Consider the following 18381-nt stretch of genomic DNA (forward strand, 5'->3'; position numbering starts at 1 on the left):
CGGGATCAGTGTGCGGGCCCTGCCGAGCGCAGGCATCCGCTCCCATCCGTTCGGGCCCCTCGCCGCGGCGCGACGAGGGGCCCGGCGGTGGTGAGCCCGCCGGGCCCCTCGTCGGCTGACCCGGGTCAGCCCTTGAGCAGGTTGCGGGCCATGACCATGCGCTGGACCTGGTTGGTGCCCTCGTAGATCTGGGTGATCTTGGCGTCGCGCATCATGCGCTCGACCGGGAAGTCGCGGGTGTAGCCGGCGCCGCCGAACAGCTGCACCGCATCGGTGGTGACCTCCATGGCCACGTCGGAGGCGAAGCACTTGGCCGCGGCGGAGATGAACCCGAGGTCGGCTTCGCCGCGCTCGGCGCGCGCCGCCGACAGGTAGACCATGTTGCGGGCGGCCTCGATCTTCATCGCCATGTCGGCGAGCATGAACTGCACGCCCTGGAAGTCGGCGATGGCCTTGCCGAACTGCTTGCGCTCCTTGACGTAGGCGATCGCCTCGTCCAGCGCGCCCTGCGCGATGCCCACGGCCTGCGCGCCGATGGTCGGGCGCGTGTGGTCGAGCGTCTTGAGCGCGGTCTTGAAGCCGGTGCCCGGCTCGCCGATGATCCGATCGGCCGGGATGGTGGCGTTCTCGAAGTACAGCTCGACGGTGGGGGAGCCCTTGATGCCGAGCTTCTTCTCCTTCGGCCCGACGGTGAAGCCCGGGTCGTCGTGGTGCACCGCGAACGCGCTGATGCCGTTGGCGCCCTCGTCCGGGTCGGTCACGGCCATGACCGTGTACCACTTGGACACGCCGCCGTTGGTGATCCAGCACTTGCTGCCGTTGAGCACCCAGTGGTCGCCGTCGAGGTGCGCGCGGGTCTTCATCGCAGCGGCGTCCGAACCGGCCTCGCGCTCCGAGAGCGCGTAGGAGGCGGTGGTCTCGCCGGAGGCGATCGCGGGCAGCACCTGCTTCTTGAGCTCGTCGGACGCCGACAGGATGATCGGCATGGTGCCGAGCTTGTTGACCGCCGGGATCAGCGAGGACGAGGCGCACACCCGGGCGACCTCCTCGATGACGATGCAGGTGGCCACCGAGTCCGCGCCCTGGCCGTCGTAGCGCTCGGGGACGTGCACGGCGTTGAAGCCGGACTTGACCAGGGCTTCGAGCGCCTCGGCGGGGTAGCGCTCCTGCTCGTCCACCTCGGCGGCGTAGGGCTTGATCTCCTTCTCGGACAGCGCGCGAACCGCCTCGCGCAGCGCCTCGTGCTCCTCGGCGAGCTGGTAGGTGCCGAAGTTCGGGTCCACCGGGTGCCTCCTTGGTCCCGCGCCGTCCTCGGCGCTGGAGTCGTGCATGCGTCCGCGAATGCTGCGGATATCGGTTGACGACATCGTAACGGCACTCAGTGCCACCAGCAATTGCGGTGCTATATTCCGCGCATGTCCGAGGCAGCGGCCGCCGCACCCAAGCCCCGCGCCGGCCGGACCCCGCACGGGCGCCGCAAGGTTCGCAGCGCCCTGGCGGTGGCCGCGCTGGACCTGTTCGCCGAGCAGGGGTTCGAGTCGACCACCGTCGACCAGATCGCCGACGCCGCCGGGGTGGGCAGGCGCACCTTCTTCCGCTACTTCCGGGCCAAGGAGGACGTGGTCTTCCCCGGGCACGACGAGCGGCTGGCCGAGGTCGTCGAGCACCTGGAGGCCGCCGATCCAGCGGCGCCGCCGCTCCGCGCGGTGGGCGAGACCGCCGGGATAGTGCTGGAGATGTACCTCGACGAGCCCGAGGTCTCGCTCAAGCGCTTCGAGCTGACCCGGCAGGTGCCCGCCCTGCGGGACAAGGAGATCGCCAGCATCGACGGCTACCAGCGGGTCTTCGCGCGCTACCTGCGTCGTCGCTTCGCCGATCAGCCCAGCGGGGAGCTGCACGCCGCGGTCGCCGCGGCGGCGGTGGTGGCCGCGCACAACCACGTGCTGCGCCAGTGGCTGCGCAGCGGGGGGACGTCCGACGCGCGCGGTGACCTGCGCGAGGCGATCGCGCAGGTCGAGCGCGCGATGTCCGGGCAGTGGCCGAGCCCGGGGGAGGCCGGCTCCGACGACGCGGTGGTGGTGGCCGCGGTGCGCACCAGCGCGCCCAGCGGGGCGGTGCTCGACCAGCTGCGCGCGGCGCTGGGGTCGCTGTCCGAGTGAGCTAGCGGCACTGAGTGCCGATCATGATCTTCGATCCGCTCTGTTGACTGCCTCTATTGTGTCAGTGTCGAGTGAAATCAATCTTCGTCGGCGCCTCGGAGGCGCGGCGCGGAGCGGAATCACCGCTGCTGCTCGCGGATCAGGGAGATCACCGGGGCGAAGGCCTCCAGGAAGAAGCCCTGCACGGCGTAGTGGGTGAACCCGTAGCGCTCGCGCTGGCTCAGCAGCTGCTGGGTCATCTCCTCGGGGGTGCCGATCAGCACGGAGGGGAGGTCGAGGATCTCCTCGGCCGAAGCGGCGCCCAGCCGCTCGCGCACGTCATCGGCCGCGGCGCGGCGGTCCTCGGTGGGCATCACCAGCTGCAGGAGCGTGCCCCACTCGATGTCCGCGGCGCGCGCGCCGGCGCACTCGCGGGTGAAGCGAACGCGTTCGTCCACATCGGCCGATGAGGCGACCTGGAAGGTCCCGGGAGGCTGCCCTTCGACCTGCTTGATGCCGGCGACGTTGATGGTGTCGGCGGTTTCGGCGGCGTGCCGCAGCACGCGCTCGCCGGTGCCGCCGACGATGAGCGGGGGACCGGTTCGACCGAACCCGTGGCGCTGCACGGGTCGCAGCGCCGGAACGCCGTAGGTCTCGCGCAGCTCGGCCTGCTGCGAGTAGCCGTCGGCAGGCGGCCGAGCTCGTCGATGGTCTCGCGCATCCGGCGCACGCGGGCGTCGAACGGCTGCCACTCGATGCCGGCCTCCTCGAACTCCCACTTCATGTGCCCGGCGCCGATGCCGATTTCGAGGCGGCCGCCGGTGAGCACGTCGGTGGTGGCGATGTCGCGGGCCAGCAGGGCGGGGCTCCAGAACGGCGCGTTGAGCACCAGCGTGCCCACCCGCAGTCGTTCGGTGGCCGCGGCCGCGGCCACCAAGATGGGGAAGGGGGAGGGGATTCCGACGTGATCCGCGGCGTAGACGGCGTCGTAGCCGAGTTCTTCGGCCCGTCGGCAGGTCGCGGCGAAGGAGTCGAGGTCGCTGAGCCCGTGGATGTTGTAGGAGAAGCGGAAATCTCGCATGCGGCCGATGCTCCCGCGGGCGGGGTCGGGCAGCAGGGGCTTCATCCCGGGGTGAACGACGCGACGCGTGTTCATCAGGATCTGTGGTTTCAGCGTGGAGCGAAATAAACTCTCCCGAACGCGCGGCGAATCCGCCTCGGAGCCGAAGAGCCCACCGAGCCGATCCGGCCTGTCGGGCTCGGGGCAGCCAAACAGGCCGGATCGGCTCGGTGGGCTGGGACGTGGCGAAGCGCTGGGGACAAGGGGCCTGGCGTTCCGCGCGACGGGAATGGGGAGCGTCGTGGGAGCCCGCAGAGCTCGGGCTCACACGACCGGAAGCAGCGGGCGCGTTCCGCGACGGCTTCCAGGGCGCCGTGGCCGGGAACCGCCTCAGCTCAGGTGGCTCTCCAAGGCGTCGGCACCTGCCGGGGCGCCGCCGCTGGCGGCGACGAGCTCGCGCATGTGCGCGAGGTTGGCGCGCATGCGCTGGTCGGTGGCGACCCGGTCGACCGCGTCGCGCAGTTCGGCCGCGCTCGCGGTCTCGGGGTCGAGCTCGATGCCCAGCCCGAGTTCCTCGACGCGGGCCGCGTTGGCCGACTGCTCGGGCATCTGCGGAACGGCGACCAGCGGGACCGCGCAGTTGAGCGATTCCATCGTCGAGTTCATGCCGGCGTGCGAGACGAAGGCGCTCGCGTGCCGCAGCACGGCCGGCTGCGGGAAGGAGGGGCGCACGTCGAAGTTCTCCGGGATCTCACCGAGCGCGTCGACGTCGACGCGCGTTCCCACCGACATGGCGACCTGCCACTGGGTTCCGCCGAAGGCCCGCAGGCACGACCGGTAGAAATCGGGGCGTTCGTTGAACGCGGTGCCCAGGGAGATGAACAGCAGCGGGCGCCGCGGGTCGGCCGGTTGGTAGGTCTCGTTCTCCCGGTCGCCGAGCTGTGGCCCGATGAAGCGGAACCGCTGGTCGAAGGTCTCGTGCCGCAGCTGGAACGCCTCGGGCAGGAACACCAGGTTGAGCTCGGCGGGGGTCCCGCCGAACACCGGGGGCATCGCCACCCCGAACTCCTCGGAGAGCTCGCTCATCGCCTCCTGGATCTCGGCGAGGTCCGCGGCGGCGGGCCCGCCGGGCATGGCGTGCTCGGCGGCGAGGACCTGGCGCAGGTCGAACTCCTCGTTGGAGGCGAAGTTCGGGGTCAGCGCGATCGCCGGCAGGCCGAGCTTGTCGGCGAACATCCGGCCGACCGCGGTCATCGCGTCGAAGCACACCGCGTCCGGCGGGTTCTCGGCGAAGCGGTCGAGCAGGATCGGCAGGCACTCGCGCACGTCGGAGACGAAGAACTCGATCATCCGCTCGATGTGCTCGGGGCCGGGCCCCCTGCCGCGCAGGTCGCCCAGGTCGGGCATCCGGGTGGGCAGCTCGACGAGCTCGGCGCCGGTGGGCAGCACCGCGTCGAACTGCTCGGGGCCGACCGCGTAGCTGACCGAGTGCCCCCGGTCGATGAGCTCGGAGACCAGCGCCAGCGTGGGGTTGACGTGCCCGGAGGCGGGCACGCTGGTGAACAGGAAGTGCTTCTTCATGGCTCCTCGATGGGGCTTACAGCGGGCGGCGGAACCCGCGCACCGCGAAGGCGATCCCGACCGCGCACAGCAGGGCGCTGGTGGCCACGGCGGCGAGCACGCCGGATCCGGTGGGCAGGGCCAGCGATAGGTTGCGCGAGGCGTCCACGGCGTAGGTCAGGGGGTTGATCCGGGCGACGACCCGCAGCCAGCTCGGCAGGGTCTCCAGCGGCACGAAGGCGCTGGAGGCGAACATCAGCGGGAACATGGCCAGGAACCCGATGCTCTGCATGACCTCCTCCTTGCGCAGCCAGGCGCCCAGGGCCAGGAAGGTCCACGACAGCGACCAGCTGACGAACAGCGCCAGGGCGAACGCGCCGAGGGTGCCGGCCAGGCCGCCCGCGGGGTCGAAGCCGAACACGGCGGCGGCCACGGTCAGCAGCACGATCAGCTGCACGGCGGTGCGCAGCAGGTCCGAGAGGCTGCGGGCGATGAGCACCGAGCTGATGCCGATGGGCAGCGCGCGGAAGCGGGCGATGACGCCGTTCTTCATGTCGGTGACCAGTCCGACGCCGGACTGCATGGCCGCGCCGATGCCGGTGGTGACCAGGATGGCCGGCATCAGGTAGTTGATGTAGCTGCCGCCGGCGGCGCTGACGCTGCCCATCATCGCGTTGCCGAAGACCTGGCTGAACAGCACCAGCATGATCAGCGGTTGCAGCAGGCTGAAGATGATCACGCGCGGGTCCTTGAGCAGGGCGCGCAGCGAGCGGCCGGTCAGCACCCGGATCTGGGTGAGGTACCCGGCGCCGCGCCAGCGCCGCTCGGAACCGGGTGCCGGGGACGGGGTTTCGGTGGGGGTGCTCAGCGTGGTGGTCATCGGGATCCCCTCAGGCAGCGTTGGCGGGCTGGTGGGCCAGGGCGAGGTAGACGTCGTCGAGCGTGGGTTCGCCCAGGCCGAGGTCGCCGATGTCGATGCCCGAGTCGTCGAGCGCGCGCACCACGTCGGCCAGTTCGCGCGAGGCCGTCACCGGGATGGTCAGCGCGTTGCGGCCCTCGTCGTGGGTGGGGCTGAAGCCGGCGGCGGTCAGGGCGCGCAAGGCGTCCTCGGTGTTGCGCGCCTCGGCGAGGGTGGCGTTGACGGTGCGCTGGCCCACCTGGGCCTTGAGCTCGTCGGCGGTGCCGGTGGCCACGACCTTGCCGGCCGAGAGCACGGTGATCGAGTCGGCCAGCCGGTCGGCTTCGTCGAGGTACTGGGTGGTCAGCAGCACGGTGGTGCCGTCGGCGACGAGGCCCTCCACGATCTGCCAGAGGTTGAGCCTGCTGACGGGGTCGAGCCCGGTGGTGGGCTCGTCGAGGAAGATGACGTCGGGGTGGCCGACCAGGCTGGCGGCGATGTCCAGGCGCCTGCGCATGCCGCCGGAGTAGGTGCGCGCGGGGCGGCGGGCGGCCTCGGTGAGGTCGAAGGTCTCCAGCAGCTCGTCGGCGCGCTGCTGGGCGTCGCGTCGGGAGGCGCCGAGCAGCCGGGCGATGAGCACGATGTTGTCGTAGCCGGAGAGCTGCTCGTCGACGGCGGCGAACTGGCCGGTCAGGCCGATGCGTGCGGTGACCTCGCGGCGGTCGGAGACCACGTCGAGGTCGGCGATGCGGGCGGTGCCGCTGGTGGGCGGTAACAGGGTGCTGAGGATGTTGATCAGCGTGGTCTTGCCCGCGCCGTTGTGGCCGAGCAGGCCCAGCACGCTGCCCTGCGGTACCGCGAGGCTGACGTCGTCGAGGGCGGTGACCTCGCCGAACTTCTGGGTGATGTGGTCGGCTCGGATGATCGGATCGGTCAACGGGGCTCCCCGGTGGTGTTGGTGTTGTCGGCGGCGGCGCCGTGCAGCAGGACGTCGACGCGGTCGCGGATCTCGGCGTCCTGGTCGACTTCGGCGGTGTTGGCCGCGGTGGAGGTGAACCGGATGCCGAGGACGAGCGCTTGCAGCAGCTCGGCGAGCCGTTCGGGCGGGATGCGCAGTTCGCCGGGTTCGAACAGCGAGGCGAGCGCGGCGTTGAGGTCGCGGATGAACTGCTCGCGTTCGTCCATGGGGGAGGGCTTGCCCTCCGCGTGGCCGCCTCGGAGGTCGAATCCGGACGCGGCCAGGGTGTGCATGAGTTCGCCGAAGCGGGTGAAGTGATCGAGGAACAGCCCGGAGGCCCGGGTCAGCCGGACGGCGGCATCGGTGTCGCGGTCGATTCCGCGCACCGCGGCGCACAGCTCGTCGGGCCGCAGCGCGGCGGTCACGCAGGCGCGCAGCAGTTCGTCCTTGTCCTTGAAGGCGCGGAAGACGGTGCCTTCGGCGATGTCGGCGGCCTGGGCGATCTGCTTGGTGGTGATCTTGGCGCCGTGCTGGCGCACCAGGGGCAGCACGGCTTCGACGATGGCCTCGCGGCGCTGCTCGGGGCTCATCGCCGAGGCGCGGCGGCGCGAGTGTTCTGCGGTCACCTCACCACGGTATGAGTGAGCGCTCACTCGCGTCAATGAGTGCGTGCTCACTCATGTCGTTCTCGAAGGAGGTCGAGGGCGCCGAGACGAACAACGCCCCCGGCGATCGCTCGGGGGCGCTTGACGGGGGAGCGGTCAGTCGTAGCCGCGGACGAGGTGTGCCTCGTCCTCCTCCGGTTCGTCGACCCGTTCGTGGCGGGTTTGGCCCGGGAGGTCGACGTCTTCGAAATCGCTCTCGAGGGAGTCCTGCGGGATCGTGCGGTTCTCGGAGAGCGTCATGGCGGGGCTCCTCTCGGCGCGGAACGTACCGGGTGATGGTGCTTCTCGGCCTGCGAGATCGCATGTGCGACACACCCGGATGACCCCCGAAATCGCCCGCCTGGGAAACCGCACATCGCTACAAGTGCATCTGCAGCTTCAGTGCCGAATGAAACAAATGCTCTTCGAGCAGGCGCGCTCACCGGACCCCGAAAAACCGCGGGGAAGGCAGGTCAGACCTTCGGGCTGAGGCGAGCTCCGCTGCGGATGCCCAGGTAGCGACCCCCGTCGACGACGGTGCGCCCCGCTTGGCACACCCACGGGAGGCCGCGGGGCGGGCGCATCGGGTCCTGGTAGTCGCCGATGTCGGTGATGGTGTCCGGGTCGAAGGCCACCAGATCGGCGGTCCTGCCGGGGGCGATGACCCCGCGGTCGGGGATCCGGAACCACTCGGCGGGCAGCGAGGTCATCCGGCGGATGGCCTCCGGCAGCGAAAGCACGCCGCGGTCGCGGGCGTAGCGGCCCAGCACGCGCGGGAATGTCCCGGTCATGCGCGGGTGCGGTTTGCCGCCCAGCCCGGGCGGCAAACCGTCGGATCCGATCATGGTGTGCTCGTCGCGCAGGGCGCGCTCCAGGTCGTCCTCGTGCATCGAGAAGTGCGTCATCGAGACCTTCAGGCGTTCGCTGACCAGCACTTCGATCATCGCTTGGACCGGTTCGACGCCGAGCTCGGCCGCGATGTCGGCCAGCGTGCGCCCTTCGAAGCGGTGGGAGGGGGTGGAGGCCACGGCGATCCGGTCGAAGCTGGTGCGCTGCTCGATGGCGGTGGCCAGCTCCCACCGCGCGCTGCGGCTCTTGAGCCGGTTGAGGGTGTGCTCGTCGTCGCCGGCGAGGTAGTCGGCCGGCAGCATGGCGGTCAGCGTGGTCGACGAGGCGGTGTAGGGGTAGACGTCGTTGCACACCTGGTGGCCCGCTCGTCGGGTGCGGCGCAGCCGGTGCAGCGCGGGGTGCAGCTTGCCCCAGTTGTGCGGCAGCGCGGCCTTGAGGTGCGAGATGTGCGTGCGGCCGGCTGCCCGGCCGATGCGCAGCGCCTCGTCGATGGCGTTGAACAGCTGGTCGCCCTCGTTGCGCATGTGCGTGACGTAGAGCCCGGAACCGCCGAGGACTCCGGCCAGGTCGATGAGCTCGTCGGTGGTGGCGTGGCGGGCCGGTGGGTAGCCCAACCCGCTGGAGAGGCCGAAGGCGCCGGCGCTCATGCCCTCTTCGAGGGCTGCGCGCATGGTGCGCGCGGCTTCGTCGTCGGGTGCGGCGTCGGTCATGCCGGTGGCCGCGGCGCGCAGGGTGCCGTGGCCGACCAGGGGGCACTGGTTGGTGACGTAGCCCGCGGCGTCGGTGGCGGCGTAGAGCTCGGCGAAGCCGCGCCAGGTCATGTCGGTGGGCGGGAAGAGCCGGCCGAGGAATCCGGTGACCGCCTCGGCGTGGTCGTGCCCGGTCGGGGCGAGGCTGAAGCCGCAGTTGCCGACGACCTCGGTGGTCACGCCTTGCAGGATCTTGGTGGTGTCGTGCTCCGGGAGCAGGGGTGCGTTGTCGGCGTGCGAGTGGGCGTCGATGAAGCCCGGTGCGAGCACGAGCCCGGTCAGATCGCGCCGGGGGAGGTGCTCGGGTGCCGTGCCGGGTTCGACGACGTCGGTGATGCGGTCGTCGTCGAGGAGCACGTCGGCGCGGCGTAATGCGGCGCCGGTGCCGTCGGCGATGGTGGCTCCGGTGAGCAGTTCGGTCATGCGCCCGCCCTTTCACGTCCGGGGTCGAGATCATCTTGCCGCGTCGGGCGGGTGCGGGGAATGACCCGAGCTCGCGGGCGTGTTGGGGTTGGTGGTGCCGCCCGGTGGTCGGGCGGCGTGTCCGAGGTGAGGGGTGCGTGGTCGTGCACGGTGAGTACAAGGTTCCCGGCGGCAAGCTGGTGGTCGTCGACGTGGAGGTCGCCGGTGGCCGGTTGTCCGACGTGCGGTTGAGCGGGGACTTCTTCCTGGAGCCCGACGAGGCGCTGGAGTCGATCAACGATTCGCTGGTGGGTGCGCCGGTCGATGCCGATGGTGCGCAGCTGGCCGCGCGGATCCGGGGCGGGTTGCCCGCCGACGCGCGGTTGGTGGGGTTCAGCGCGGAGTCGGTGGCGGTGGCGTTGCGGCGGGCGTTGACCCGGGCGTCGGACTGGGGTGAGCACCGGTGGGGTTTGGTGCACGACGGGCCGCAGTCGCCGCTGATGCACATGGCGCTGGATCAGGTGTTGGCCGAGGAGGTCGACGCGGGGCGCCGGGAGCCGACGTTGCGGTTCTGGGAGTGGGCCACGCCTGCGGTGATCATCGGGAGCTTCCAGTCGGTGCGCAACGAGGTGGACGTGGTTGCTGCGCGGCGGCTGGGGGTGGATGTGGTGCGGCGGATCACCGGTGGTGGGGCGATGTTCGTGGAGCCGGGCAACACGGTGACCTATTCGCTGTACGCGCCCGCGTCGCTGGTGGCGGGGATGAGCACGGCGGAGTCGTACGCGTTCCTGGACGACTGGGTGCTGGGCGCGCTGGGGGATTTGGGGCTCAACGCGTGGTATCAGCCGATCAACGACATCACCTCGGACGGCGGCAAGATCGGTGGTGCGGCGCAGAAGCGGATGCGGGGTGGTGCGGTGCTGCACCACGTGACGATGTCCTACTCGATCGACGCGGCGCGCATGGGCGAGGTGCTGCGGGTGGGGCGGGAGAAGTTGTCGGACAAGGGCGTTGCCAGTGCTGCCAAGCGGGTGGATCCGCTGGCGCGGCAGACGGGGCTGGCGCGCGAGGTGGTCATCGATCGGCTCGCGGCGGGGTTCCGGTCTCGGTTCGGGCTGAGCGCCGGTGAGGTGACCGAGGGGGAGTGGGCTCGGGCGCGCGAGCTGGTGGAGGCGAAGTTCGCGACGCCGGAGTGGTTGGAGCGGGTGCCCTGAGGTTCAGGTGAGCGGTTCGGGCAGGCCGGGGGTGTTGCGCTTGCGGCGCAGCCAGATCTTGCGGGTGCCGTCGGAGTAGAGCAGGACGCGGGACAGTTCCCAGCCCGCGAACTCGGCGTGGATGCTCAGTTGGGTCGCTGCGCTGAGGCGGGTGATGCCGGGTGGGAGGCGCAGCGGCCGGTACTCCCAGTCGGTGTCGGTCGTGGTTCCTTCCAGGGTGCTCATGGGTTCACCACCTGGTATCCGGCGCCGTTGGCGGAGGCGATGTAGACGGTGGAGGTGTTGGGGTCGACGGTGATGGAGTTGGGCTGGCTGATGGTGGGCAGCCTGCGGACTTCGCGGGGTTGGCCGCCTGCGACGTCGTAGGCGACGACTTCGTTGGTGGCCGTGAGGGTGACCCAGGCGAGGTCGGTGCTGGGGTCGTAGGCCAGTCCGTAGGGGGCGCCGGGCACGGGGTAGCGCTGCTTGAGCACCAGGGGGCCGGTGCTGAAGGCGAGCAGGGATTGGCCGCGGGTGTCGATGGTCAGGATGCGGCCGAAGCGGTCGAGCGCGGCGTTGGTGGCGCCTCGTCCGGCGCGCAGTCCGGCGCCCTTGCTGCCGTTGGTGGGGTCGACCGGGGTGATGGAGGTGGTCAGCCGGTCGAGGACGTTGATCTCGCCTGCGGCGGGCAGCAGTCGGGCGGGGCCGGTGAAGGGTTCGCTGGAGGTGGTGGGGCGGTCGCCGTCGAGGACGCTGACGGTGCGGGATCGCTGGGTGATGACCGCGGTGCGGCCGTCGGGCAGGTCGACGGCGTCGACGGGGCCGCCTGGCACGGGGGTGGGTGTTGCGGTGGCGGTGCGCAGGTCGACGCGGGTGATCTGGTCGGCTTCGGGCAGGGCGACCAGTGCGGTTGCGGGTGCGGTGCGCAGCGAGGCGGGTGCGGCGGGCAGCTGCACGGTGCGGCGGGTGCCGTCGGGTCCGGTGAGGATGAGCTGGTTGCCGGCGGCGAGCACGAGGGTTCGGGTGTCGCGGTCGAAGGCGGTGTGCTGGACGGGCGGGGCTCGTCGAACGGTGCCTGCTGGTGCGGTGGTGGCCGGTGAGGCCGCGGGGGTCGCGGCGGTGAGGTTGTCGGTGACCTGCAGGGGGTCGCTGCTCTGGTCCATTCCGCAACCGGCCAGCAGGGTCGCGGTGATGCAGGTGATGACCAGACGACGCAACGAGCTCCTCCTCGGTGTTGCTCCACCCGCGGGACGTGCGGTGGCTCCTTCCCAGCATCCCCGATGTGGGTTGGGGGGATGCAGCCTGCCCCGTGGATAAGCGTTCAGCTTGGCACGTCGTGCGCGTGGCGGGAACCGGTCGCGGGTGCGTGCGGCTGCGTCGGTGGTGCGTGGTCAGTCCTGCGCCGGGCTGCGTTCGGGGTAGGTGGCCTGGGGTGCGCTGATGTCGTCGAGGGCGGCGCGGATGGCCGGTGGCAGGGTGAGCTCTTCGGCGGTGAGGTTGTTCTTGAGCTGGGTGGCGGTGCGCGCGCCGATGATGGGGGCGGTGACCCCGGGGCGGTCGCGGACCCAGGCCAGGGCGACGTGGGCTGGGCTTGCTGCGAGGCCTTCGGCGGCGGTGAGCAGGGCTTGCACGATGCGTGCGGCGCGTTCGGTGCGGTGGTGCTCGACGTAGCTGGCGAGGTCGGTGGTGGCGCCTCGGGAGTCGGGCGGGGTGGCGTTGCGGTACTTGCCGGTGAGCACGCCGCGTCCCAGGGGCGCCCAGGCGAGGATGCCGAGTCCGTGGTGTTCGGCGGCGGGGGTGACTTCGCGTTCGATGCCGCGTTCGAGCAGGGAGTACTCGACTTGGGTGGAGATGAGCGGGGTGCGTGCGGGGTGGGCGTTCTGGTGGGTGGCGGCGGTGGCGGTTTGCCAGCCGGCGTAGTTGGCGATGCCCGCGTAGCGCACGCGGCCGCTGGTCACGGCGGTGTCGAGGGCGGCGAGCGTTTCGTCGAGGGGGACGCCGGGGTCCCAGGCGTGCAGTTGCCACAGGTCGATGTGGTCGGTGCGCAGGCGTTGCAGGGAGGCGTCGAGGGCGGCGAGCAGGGAGCCGCGGGAGGCGCCGCCGCCGAAGGGGCCGGGTGCGCGGCGTGCGGCGGCTTTGGTGGCCAGGACGATCTCGTCGCGGGACAGGTGGTGGGTGAGCAGCTCGCCGAGCATGTGTTCGCTGGTGCCGTCGGCGTAGACGTCGGCGGTGTCGATGAGGGTGCCGCCTGCGTCGTGGAAGGTGGTCAGCATCTCGGTGGCTTCGTCGGTGTCGACGTCCATTCCCCAGGTCATGGTGCCGAGCGCGAAGCGGGAGACGCGGAGGCCGCTGCGGCCGAGCTGTCGCTGTTCCACGGGGGTTGAGGGTATTCGGTCGGTTGGTCGGGGTTGGTGAGGTTGCCTCGGCGGGTCCGCGTTGACGTGTTGTGTATCACAGCTTGTTCGTGTTGCGGCCTGTGCCGTTGCTGTGGGTGATCACTCGGTCGCTGACCTGGCCCGATGAGGTGATGGGCCGGGGCCGGTGGCGCGGGGCCGATGCTGCAAGATCTGGGGGAACCGGACCGGGATTGTCAAGGCCCGGATTTCATTTCGATCGTGCTGGAGTGGGTTTCGTTGTCGTGGTTGCAGGCCATGGTGTTGGCCGTGGTCCAGGGGCTCACCGAGTTCCTGCCGATTTCGTCGTCCGGGCACCTGTCGATCGTGTCGAAGTTGTTCTTCGGCGCCGACGCGGGCGCGTCGTTCACGGCGGTCACGCAGATCGGCACCGAGCTGGCGGTGGTCATCTACTTCATCGGTGACATCGTGCGGCTGATCGCGGTGTGGTTCCGGGGCCTGTTCAACGCCGAGGTGCGGAACACCCCCGACTACCGGCTGGCCTGGTACGTCATCGTGGGCAGCCTCCCGATCGGCATCCTGGGCCTGCTGTTCCAGGACTACATCCGCTCGACGCTGCGCAGCCTGTGGATCACCGGCACCACGCTGATCGTCTTCGGCATCCTGATGGGCCTGGCCGAGCGCTACGGCAAGCAGTTGCGCGCTCAGGCGCAGCTGCGGCTCAGCGATGGTGTGCTGATGGGTCTGGCGCAGGCGTTGGCGCTGATCCCGGGTGTGTCGCGGTCGGGTGGCACGATCACCGCGGGACTGTCGCTGGGTCTGGCGCGGGCCACCGCCGTGCGGTTCTCGTTCCTGCTGGCCATCCCCGCGGTGTTCGCCGCCGGGATCTCCGAGCTCGGGCACGTCTTCGAGCCCAGCTCGCACGGGCTGCAGCCGAGCGCGGCGCAGATGTGGGTGGCCACCATCGTGGCCGGGGTCATCGGGTACGCGGTGATCGCGTGGTTGCTGCGGTTCGTGCAGCGCCACAGCGTCTACGTGTTCGTCTGGTACCGCATCGCGCTGGGTCTGGCGGTCTACGCGCTGCTGGGCTCGGGCATGATCGCGGCCTGACGCGGCTCTCGGCAGTGGTTTCGGGGCGGTCCGCACCTGCGGGCCGCCCCGCTGCGTTGTGCCGCGGGTAGCCTCGGCGGACGTGGCGACTCTCATCCTGCTGCGGCACGCGCGTTCGGCGGCCAACGGGTCGGGCACCCTCGCGGGCCGCACTCCTGGAATCGGTTTGGACGAGACGGGCACCGCGCAGGCCGCGGGTCTGCCCGAGCGGCTGGAGGGGGTGCCGCTGGCTCGTCTGGTGACCTCCCCGCTGCAGCGCTGCCGGGAAACCCTGGCCGGGCTGGCCGCGCAGCGCGGGTTGTCGCCGGTGGTCGAGCAGCGGCTGGCCGAGGTCGACTACGGCGACTGGACCGGCCGCAAGATCACCGAGCTCACCGACGAGGACCTCTGGAAGGTCGTCCAGCAGCACCCGTCGGCGGCGGTGTTCCCCGGCGGCGAAGGACTTGCCGAGGTGCAGTCGCGCGCGGTGGCCGCGGTGCGCGAGCACGACCGCCAGCTCGGCGACGACCAGGTGTGGATGCTGTGCAGCCACGGCGATGTGATCAAGTCGGTGCTGGCCGACGCGCTCGGGCTGCACCTCGACTCCTTCCAGCGCATCGTGGTCGACCCCTGCTCGGTGAGCGTCGTGCGCTACACCGATACCCGCCCGTTCGTGCTCAAGATCAACGACACCGGTGGGGACGTCTCCGGCCTGCTGCCGCCGAAGGACACCGGCTCCTCGGACGCGGTGCCCGGCGGCACCACGGGCCAGACCAGCCCCTGAGCGCCGTGGCGCGGGTGCGCCGGTGCGCGGCATGATGATCAGGTCAGCACGGGTGCGCGCATGCCGGGAGCGGTAGGGGTGAGCGAGCTCAAGACGCGCGATGAGATCGACGCGATGCGCCGAGCGGGCCAGGTGGTGGCCGAGGTGCTGGCCTTGCTGGGCGAGCGGGTGACCGCGGGCACGGCGCTGGCCGAGCTCGACGAGATCGCCCGCGGTCTGCTCGCGCGTGCCGGAGCGCGACCCGTGCTCGAGGGACATCGCCGCTGTCCGGTGGCCGCCCCCTTCGCCGGGGTCGTGCGCACCTCGCTCAACGACGAGATCACCCACGGTGCGCCCGATGGGCGGGTGCTGTCGGCCGGTGATGTGCTCAGCCTGGATCTGGCAGCCGCGGTGGATGGCTGGATCGGCCACGCGGCGATCACGCGCGTGGCCGGGAAGGGGTCTGCGCAGGACCTGCGGCTGGTGCGCACTGCTGAGCAGGCGCTGGCCGATGGAATCGCCGCGGCGCGGCCGGGGGCGCGCGTCGGTGATGTCTCTCGCGCGGTCGGCGTGGTCGGGCGCAGCGCCGGTTTCGGGATCCCGCCGCTGGGCGGGCACGGGATCGGCAGGTGCTTGCGCGAGGAGCCGCGGGTGGCCAACGACGGGCACCCGCACCGCGGCACGCCGCTGCGCCCGGGTCTGGTGATCAGCATCGAGCCGATGTTCACCGCAGGTGGTGCTGATCACCTCGATCGCGGTGGGCCGGCGATCACCACCACCGATGAGTCCCGCGCGGCGCACTTCGGGCACACCGTGGCCATCACCGACTACGGACCGCTGGTGCTCACCGCCCCGTAGTGTCGCGCCGCGCGGGCGCGAGGCCCGGTGCGCGGGAGTCGAGTTCGCGCCGGCCGGCAGCAGCAGGGGAACCAGCGAGAGCACCCCACAGGCGGCGGTGAACGCGCTCAGTGCGGTCATCAACCCGAGCTGATCGGCGAGTGCACCCGCGGTGATCGTGCCCAGCGGCATGGCCGGGGTCGAGGTGGCCGAGATGGTGGCGAACACCCGGGCGCGCAGCCGTGGCGGGGTGCGTTCGGTGCGCACCGCGGCGATGATCGGGTTCAGCGGGCCGAAGGCCGGCATGAGCGCGGCGATGGCGATCACCAGCACCGCCACGGGTGGCTGCAGCAGGAAGATCGCCGAGCGGGGTGCGAGCACGAGCAGGAAGCACGCGGTGAGCACCGTCCTGCGGGGCAGCCGCAGGCCGAAGGTGGTGAACGCCAGGGTCCGGGCGATCATCGCCGCGCCGGTGGCGGTGTGAATCGCGCCGGTGTGGGCGGGCGAACCCAGCACCCACATGCCGTAGGGATGCCGTTGGTGGCCGCGGTCAGCAGGGTGATCGCCCGCAGCGCGGGTTGGTCGCGCAGGAAGCGCCAGTCCGGTCTCAGTCCCTCCCGGCGGTCGGCGTTGGCCGGGTGGCGGGTGGTTTCGGGCAGCAGGGTGCGGGTGATCAGCGCAACGAGGGTGAAGCTGGCGGCGTCGAGCAGCAGCACGGCCGGCGCGCCCGTTCACGCGATGAGCGCACCGGCGATCGGTGCTCCCAGTGCGCGGGCGGCTTGGGCGGGTGTGTCGTGGGCGGGTGTGACCCGCTCGACCGGGGTTCCGGTGGTCGCGGTGATCTCGGGGACGAGCACCAGGCGCGCAGCGTCGCCGGGCCGCGCGATACCCCCAACAGCGCGGCTAGGGCGGCCAGCAGCGGTGCGGCGCGGGGATCGCGGTGACCACCGGGGCTGCGGCGAGGTCGAAGCGCACCGCCGCGCGGTGCGGGCCCAACCGGTCGATCCACGGGGCGCCGAAGGCCGAACCGATCAGCAGTCCGGCGGTTTCGGCTGCGGTGATCGCTCCGGTGTGCGCGGCGCTGCCGGTGGTGGCCAGCACTAACCACGGGATGGTCAGCAGGGTCATGCCGGTTCCCACCCCGGAGATCGCGCCACCGGTGGCAATTCCGGCCACCGGTAGCCTCATGGGGTTTCCTCGTCGCCCGGGTGCTGGGGTAGCAGGTGCCATTGCACGACGACATCGGTGTCTCCGGGTTGCCGGGTGCGGCGGTAGTCGGCGATGACCTCGTTGATGCGGTCGTTGAGCTGGGTGGCTTCCTCGGCGGTCAGCGTCAGCCTGTGGTCGGAGAGCTCGGCTGCGCCGCGCCAGGTCTCGCTCCAGCGGTCCATCTCGGCCAGGTAGGTGCTGGCCTGCTGGTGGTGGATGGCGTTGATGCCGTGCAGGTAGGTCGCCAGCGCGTCGAGCAGGGCGGGGTCGCGGCCGAGCTCGATGACATCGGCGTGGGTGTAGTCGTGGGCGGCGGTCCACCAGCGCTCTCGCCGGTTGCCGCGGCCGAGGTCTTCGGTGACCAGCCCGGCTTCGGCGAGCTGGCGCAGGTGCCAGCTGGTGTTGGCCGAGTTGTGCCCGAAGCGCTTGGCCAGGGAGGTTGCGGTGGCCGCGCCTTCGGTGCGCAGCGCTCCCAGCAGCTGCAGGCGCAGTGGATGTGCGAGTGCGCGAAGGCGTTTGGGGTCGAGGTGCGCCACCTGCGCGTGCTCGTCGATGTCCATGCGCAGCACGCTACGACCACAAAGGATCATTTGCAATCATCTCTTTGCGGTCTGGCCGGCGGGTGGGGATCGCGGCCGGATCCCCACCCGCATCCCGCCGCGCTGGCTCAATCGCCTGAGGTGGTCAGCACGACTTTGCCCTGGGTGCGGCGGGATTCCACGGCCTGGTGCGCGGCGGCGGCCTCGGCCAGCGGGTACTGGGCATGCACCGGTGCATGTAACAGGCCGTTGCGGTGCCAGTCCCACAGCTCGTCGCGCCAGCAGGCGAACAGGCCGGGTTTGTCACCGGCGAGCGCGGCCATCTGGAACCCGGTGGCCGAGGCGTTGCGCGCCACCAGTTCTCGGGTGTCCACCGAGCCGCCGCTCGAGGCGAAGGCCACCAGGCGCCCGCCCCGGCGCAGCGAACGCACCGCCGGGCCCAGCAGCTCGCCGCCCACGCCGTCGAGGACGACCTCGACCGGGTGCTGCGGTGGCATCCGCGGGTAGGTGACGACCTCGTCGGCGCCGTAGCGCAGGGCGAAGGGTGCTTTGGCGGCATCGGAGACCGCCGCCACGATCCGTTCGGCGCCTGCGGCTTTGGCCAGCTGCACCGCCAGCACCCCGGTGGCCCCGGCTGCGGCGGTCACCAGCACCGACTCGCCGCGCCCGACCAGACCCGCGGTGCACGCGCCGCGGGCGACGAGCCCGGAGCGCACCAGCGCGACCACCTCGGCGGCGCGGACGTGGGCAGGCACCGCTGCGGCCATGCCGCGATCCAGCAGCACGAACTCGGCGTAGGCGTCCTGCAGGCACATCCCGGCAACACGCGTGCCGGGCTGGATCCCGGCGCCCTCACCGGCCGCGGTGACCTCGCCGACGACCTCGCCGGCCAGCGGGCCGGGCGCGGGGCCCTCGCGCACGTGCAGCACCGATGGCAGGGTCACGCCGACCGCCTCCACCCGCACCAGAAGCTGGCCCGGGCCGGGCAGCGGCGCGGCGGCCTCCTCGGTGAACAGCACGTCCGGACCGCCGTTGGTCTCGTAGCGCACGCGTTGCATCGCGACCTCCCCAGCAATGACCGTTGGGCTTCCCAACGGATTCCACGCTAGCGGCGGAACCGTTGGGGTGTCCAACGAATA

21 protein-coding genes and 1 pseudogene are annotated in these 18381 nt (G+C 71.3%); 5 read left to right on the top strand and 17 right to left on the bottom strand.

Features of this window, described 5'->3' with window-relative positions; translation table 11 throughout:
- Window positions 1-125: 125 nt before the first annotated feature.
- Window positions 126-1283, bottom strand: coding sequence for an acyl-CoA dehydrogenase (locus tag ACFQRI_RS02565; protein WP_380664569.1), 1158 nt, complete (start codon window positions 1281-1283; stop codon window positions 126-128).
- A 132-nt stretch (window positions 1284-1415) separates the two neighbouring features.
- Here ACFQRI_RS02565 and ACFQRI_RS02570 point away from each other — a divergent pair, with 132 nt between their 5' ends.
- Window positions 1416-2159: a TetR family transcriptional regulator gene (locus tag ACFQRI_RS02570; RefSeq protein ID WP_380663921.1), complete on the top strand. Its 744-nt coding sequence runs from the start codon at window positions 1416-1418 to the stop codon at window positions 2157-2159.
- 119 nt (window positions 2160-2278) lie between these two features.
- Here ACFQRI_RS02570 and ACFQRI_RS02575 read toward each other — a convergent pair whose 3' ends face one another.
- The 8 genes from ACFQRI_RS02575 to ACFQRI_RS02610 all read right to left on the bottom strand — a co-directional run bounded on the left by ACFQRI_RS02575 (window position 2279) and on the right by ACFQRI_RS02610 (window position 9279).
- Window positions 2279-2512, bottom strand: a complete 234-nt coding sequence (locus ACFQRI_RS02575; protein ID WP_380663924.1) for an LLM class oxidoreductase — start codon at window positions 2510-2512, stop codon at window positions 2279-2281.
- Window positions 2512-3294: an LLM class flavin-dependent oxidoreductase gene (locus tag ACFQRI_RS02580; protein WP_380663928.1), complete on the bottom strand. Its 783-nt coding sequence runs from the start codon at window positions 3292-3294 to the stop codon at window positions 2512-2514. Before ACFQRI_RS02580 ends, ACFQRI_RS02575 begins: the two co-directional genes overlap by 1 nt.
- 294 nt (window positions 3295-3588) lie before the next feature.
- Complete coding sequence (locus ACFQRI_RS02585; protein ID WP_380663931.1) at window positions 3589-4779, bottom strand: macrolide family glycosyltransferase; 1191 nt, start codon at window positions 4777-4779, stop codon at window positions 3589-3591.
- Between the two features lie 16 nt (window positions 4780-4795).
- Window positions 4796-5638: an ABC transporter permease gene (locus ACFQRI_RS02590; RefSeq protein WP_380663934.1), complete on the bottom strand. Its 843-nt coding sequence runs from the start codon at window positions 5636-5638 to the stop codon at window positions 4796-4798.
- A gap of 10 nt (window positions 5639-5648) precedes the next feature.
- Window positions 5649-6593: an ATP-binding cassette domain-containing protein gene (locus ACFQRI_RS02595; RefSeq protein ID WP_380663937.1), complete on the bottom strand. Its 945-nt coding sequence runs from the start codon at window positions 6591-6593 to the stop codon at window positions 5649-5651.
- Complete coding sequence (locus ACFQRI_RS02600; RefSeq protein WP_380663940.1) at window positions 6590-7240, bottom strand: TetR/AcrR family transcriptional regulator; 651 nt, start codon at window positions 7238-7240, stop codon at window positions 6590-6592. The genes ACFQRI_RS02595 and ACFQRI_RS02600 overlap by 4 nt, the downstream gene beginning before the upstream one ends.
- 135 nt (window positions 7241-7375) lie before the next feature.
- Window positions 7376-7519 carry a hypothetical protein gene (locus tag ACFQRI_RS02605; protein WP_380663943.1) on the bottom strand — a complete coding sequence of 48 codons (144 nt, stop codon included), beginning with the start codon at window positions 7517-7519 and terminating at the stop codon, window positions 7376-7378.
- A gap of 212 nt (window positions 7520-7731) precedes the next feature.
- Window positions 7732-9279, bottom strand: a complete 1548-nt coding sequence (locus tag ACFQRI_RS02610; RefSeq protein WP_380663945.1) for an N-acyl-D-amino-acid deacylase family protein — start codon at window positions 9277-9279, stop codon at window positions 7732-7734.
- A gap of 137 nt (window positions 9280-9416) precedes the next feature.
- Here ACFQRI_RS02610 and ACFQRI_RS02615 point away from each other — a divergent pair, with 137 nt between their 5' ends.
- Entirely contained in the window at window positions 9417-10472 is a 1056-nt protein-coding gene (locus tag ACFQRI_RS02615) for a lipoate--protein ligase family protein (protein ID WP_380663948.1), read from the top strand.
- Between the two features lie 3 nt (window positions 10473-10475).
- Here the strand turns inward: ACFQRI_RS02615 and ACFQRI_RS02620 are convergent, their stop codons facing one another.
- From ACFQRI_RS02620 to ACFQRI_RS02630, 3 genes are all read right to left on the bottom strand, one after another.
- On the bottom strand, window positions 10476-10697 hold the full coding sequence (locus tag ACFQRI_RS02620) for a DUF5703 family protein (RefSeq protein ID WP_380663951.1): 222 nt from the start codon (window positions 10695-10697) through the stop codon (window positions 10476-10478).
- Window positions 10694-11668: a YncE family protein gene (locus tag ACFQRI_RS02625; RefSeq protein WP_380663953.1), complete on the bottom strand. Its 975-nt coding sequence runs from the start codon at window positions 11666-11668 to the stop codon at window positions 10694-10696. The genes ACFQRI_RS02620 and ACFQRI_RS02625 overlap by 4 nt, the downstream gene beginning before the upstream one ends.
- A 174-nt stretch (window positions 11669-11842) precedes the next feature.
- Window positions 11843-12826: an aldo/keto reductase gene (locus tag ACFQRI_RS02630; protein WP_380663956.1), complete on the bottom strand. Its 984-nt coding sequence runs from the start codon at window positions 12824-12826 to the stop codon at window positions 11843-11845.
- 240 nt (window positions 12827-13066) lie between these two features.
- On the opposite strand from ACFQRI_RS02630, the gene ACFQRI_RS02635 reads away from it, so the two are divergent.
- From ACFQRI_RS02635 to map, 3 genes are all read left to right on the top strand, one after another.
- Window positions 13067-13915, top strand: a complete 849-nt coding sequence (locus ACFQRI_RS02635; RefSeq protein ID WP_380663959.1) for an undecaprenyl-diphosphate phosphatase — start codon at window positions 13067-13069, stop codon at window positions 13913-13915.
- A gap of 82 nt (window positions 13916-13997) precedes the next feature.
- Window positions 13998-14678, top strand: a complete 681-nt coding sequence (locus ACFQRI_RS02640; protein WP_380663961.1) for a histidine phosphatase family protein — start codon at window positions 13998-14000, stop codon at window positions 14676-14678.
- 78 nt (window positions 14679-14756) lie between these two features.
- Window positions 14757-15515 carry a type I methionyl aminopeptidase gene (gene map, locus ACFQRI_RS02645; RefSeq protein ID WP_380663964.1) on the top strand — a complete coding sequence of 253 codons (759 nt, stop codon included), beginning with the start codon at window positions 14757-14759 and terminating at the stop codon, window positions 15513-15515.
- Between the two features lie 78 nt (window positions 15516-15593).
- Here the strand turns inward: map and ACFQRI_RS02650 are convergent.
- From ACFQRI_RS02650 to ACFQRI_RS02670, 5 genes and pseudogenes are all read right to left on the bottom strand, one after another.
- A pseudogene (locus tag ACFQRI_RS02650) lies at window positions 15594-16016 on the bottom strand (hypothetical protein); the annotation flags it as partial.
- Entirely contained in the window at window positions 15953-16210 is a 258-nt protein-coding gene (locus tag ACFQRI_RS02655) for a hypothetical protein (protein WP_380663966.1), read from the bottom strand. The gene ACFQRI_RS02655 and the pseudogene ACFQRI_RS02650, both read right to left, overlap by 64 nt.
- Before the next feature lie 187 nt (window positions 16211-16397).
- A complete protein-coding gene (locus tag ACFQRI_RS02660; RefSeq protein WP_380663968.1) occupies window positions 16398-16682 on the bottom strand; it encodes an MFS transporter in 285 nt (94 codons plus the stop codon).
- On the bottom strand, window positions 16679-17263 hold the full coding sequence (locus ACFQRI_RS02665) for a helix-turn-helix domain-containing protein (RefSeq protein WP_380663971.1): 585 nt from the start codon (window positions 17261-17263) through the stop codon (window positions 16679-16681). Before ACFQRI_RS02665 ends, ACFQRI_RS02660 begins: the two co-directional genes overlap by 4 nt.
- A 107-nt stretch (window positions 17264-17370) precedes the next feature.
- Window positions 17371-18300 carry a quinone oxidoreductase family protein gene (locus ACFQRI_RS02670; protein WP_380663973.1) on the bottom strand — a complete coding sequence of 310 codons (930 nt, stop codon included), beginning with the start codon at window positions 18298-18300 and terminating at the stop codon, window positions 17371-17373.
- Window positions 18301-18381 lie beyond the last annotated feature (81 nt).

The sequence above is a fragment of the Saccharopolyspora griseoalba genome, from assembly GCF_042665275.1.
In the GTDB taxonomy this organism is placed as follows: domain Bacteria; phylum Actinomycetota; class Actinomycetes; order Mycobacteriales; family Pseudonocardiaceae; genus Saccharopolyspora; species Saccharopolyspora griseoalba.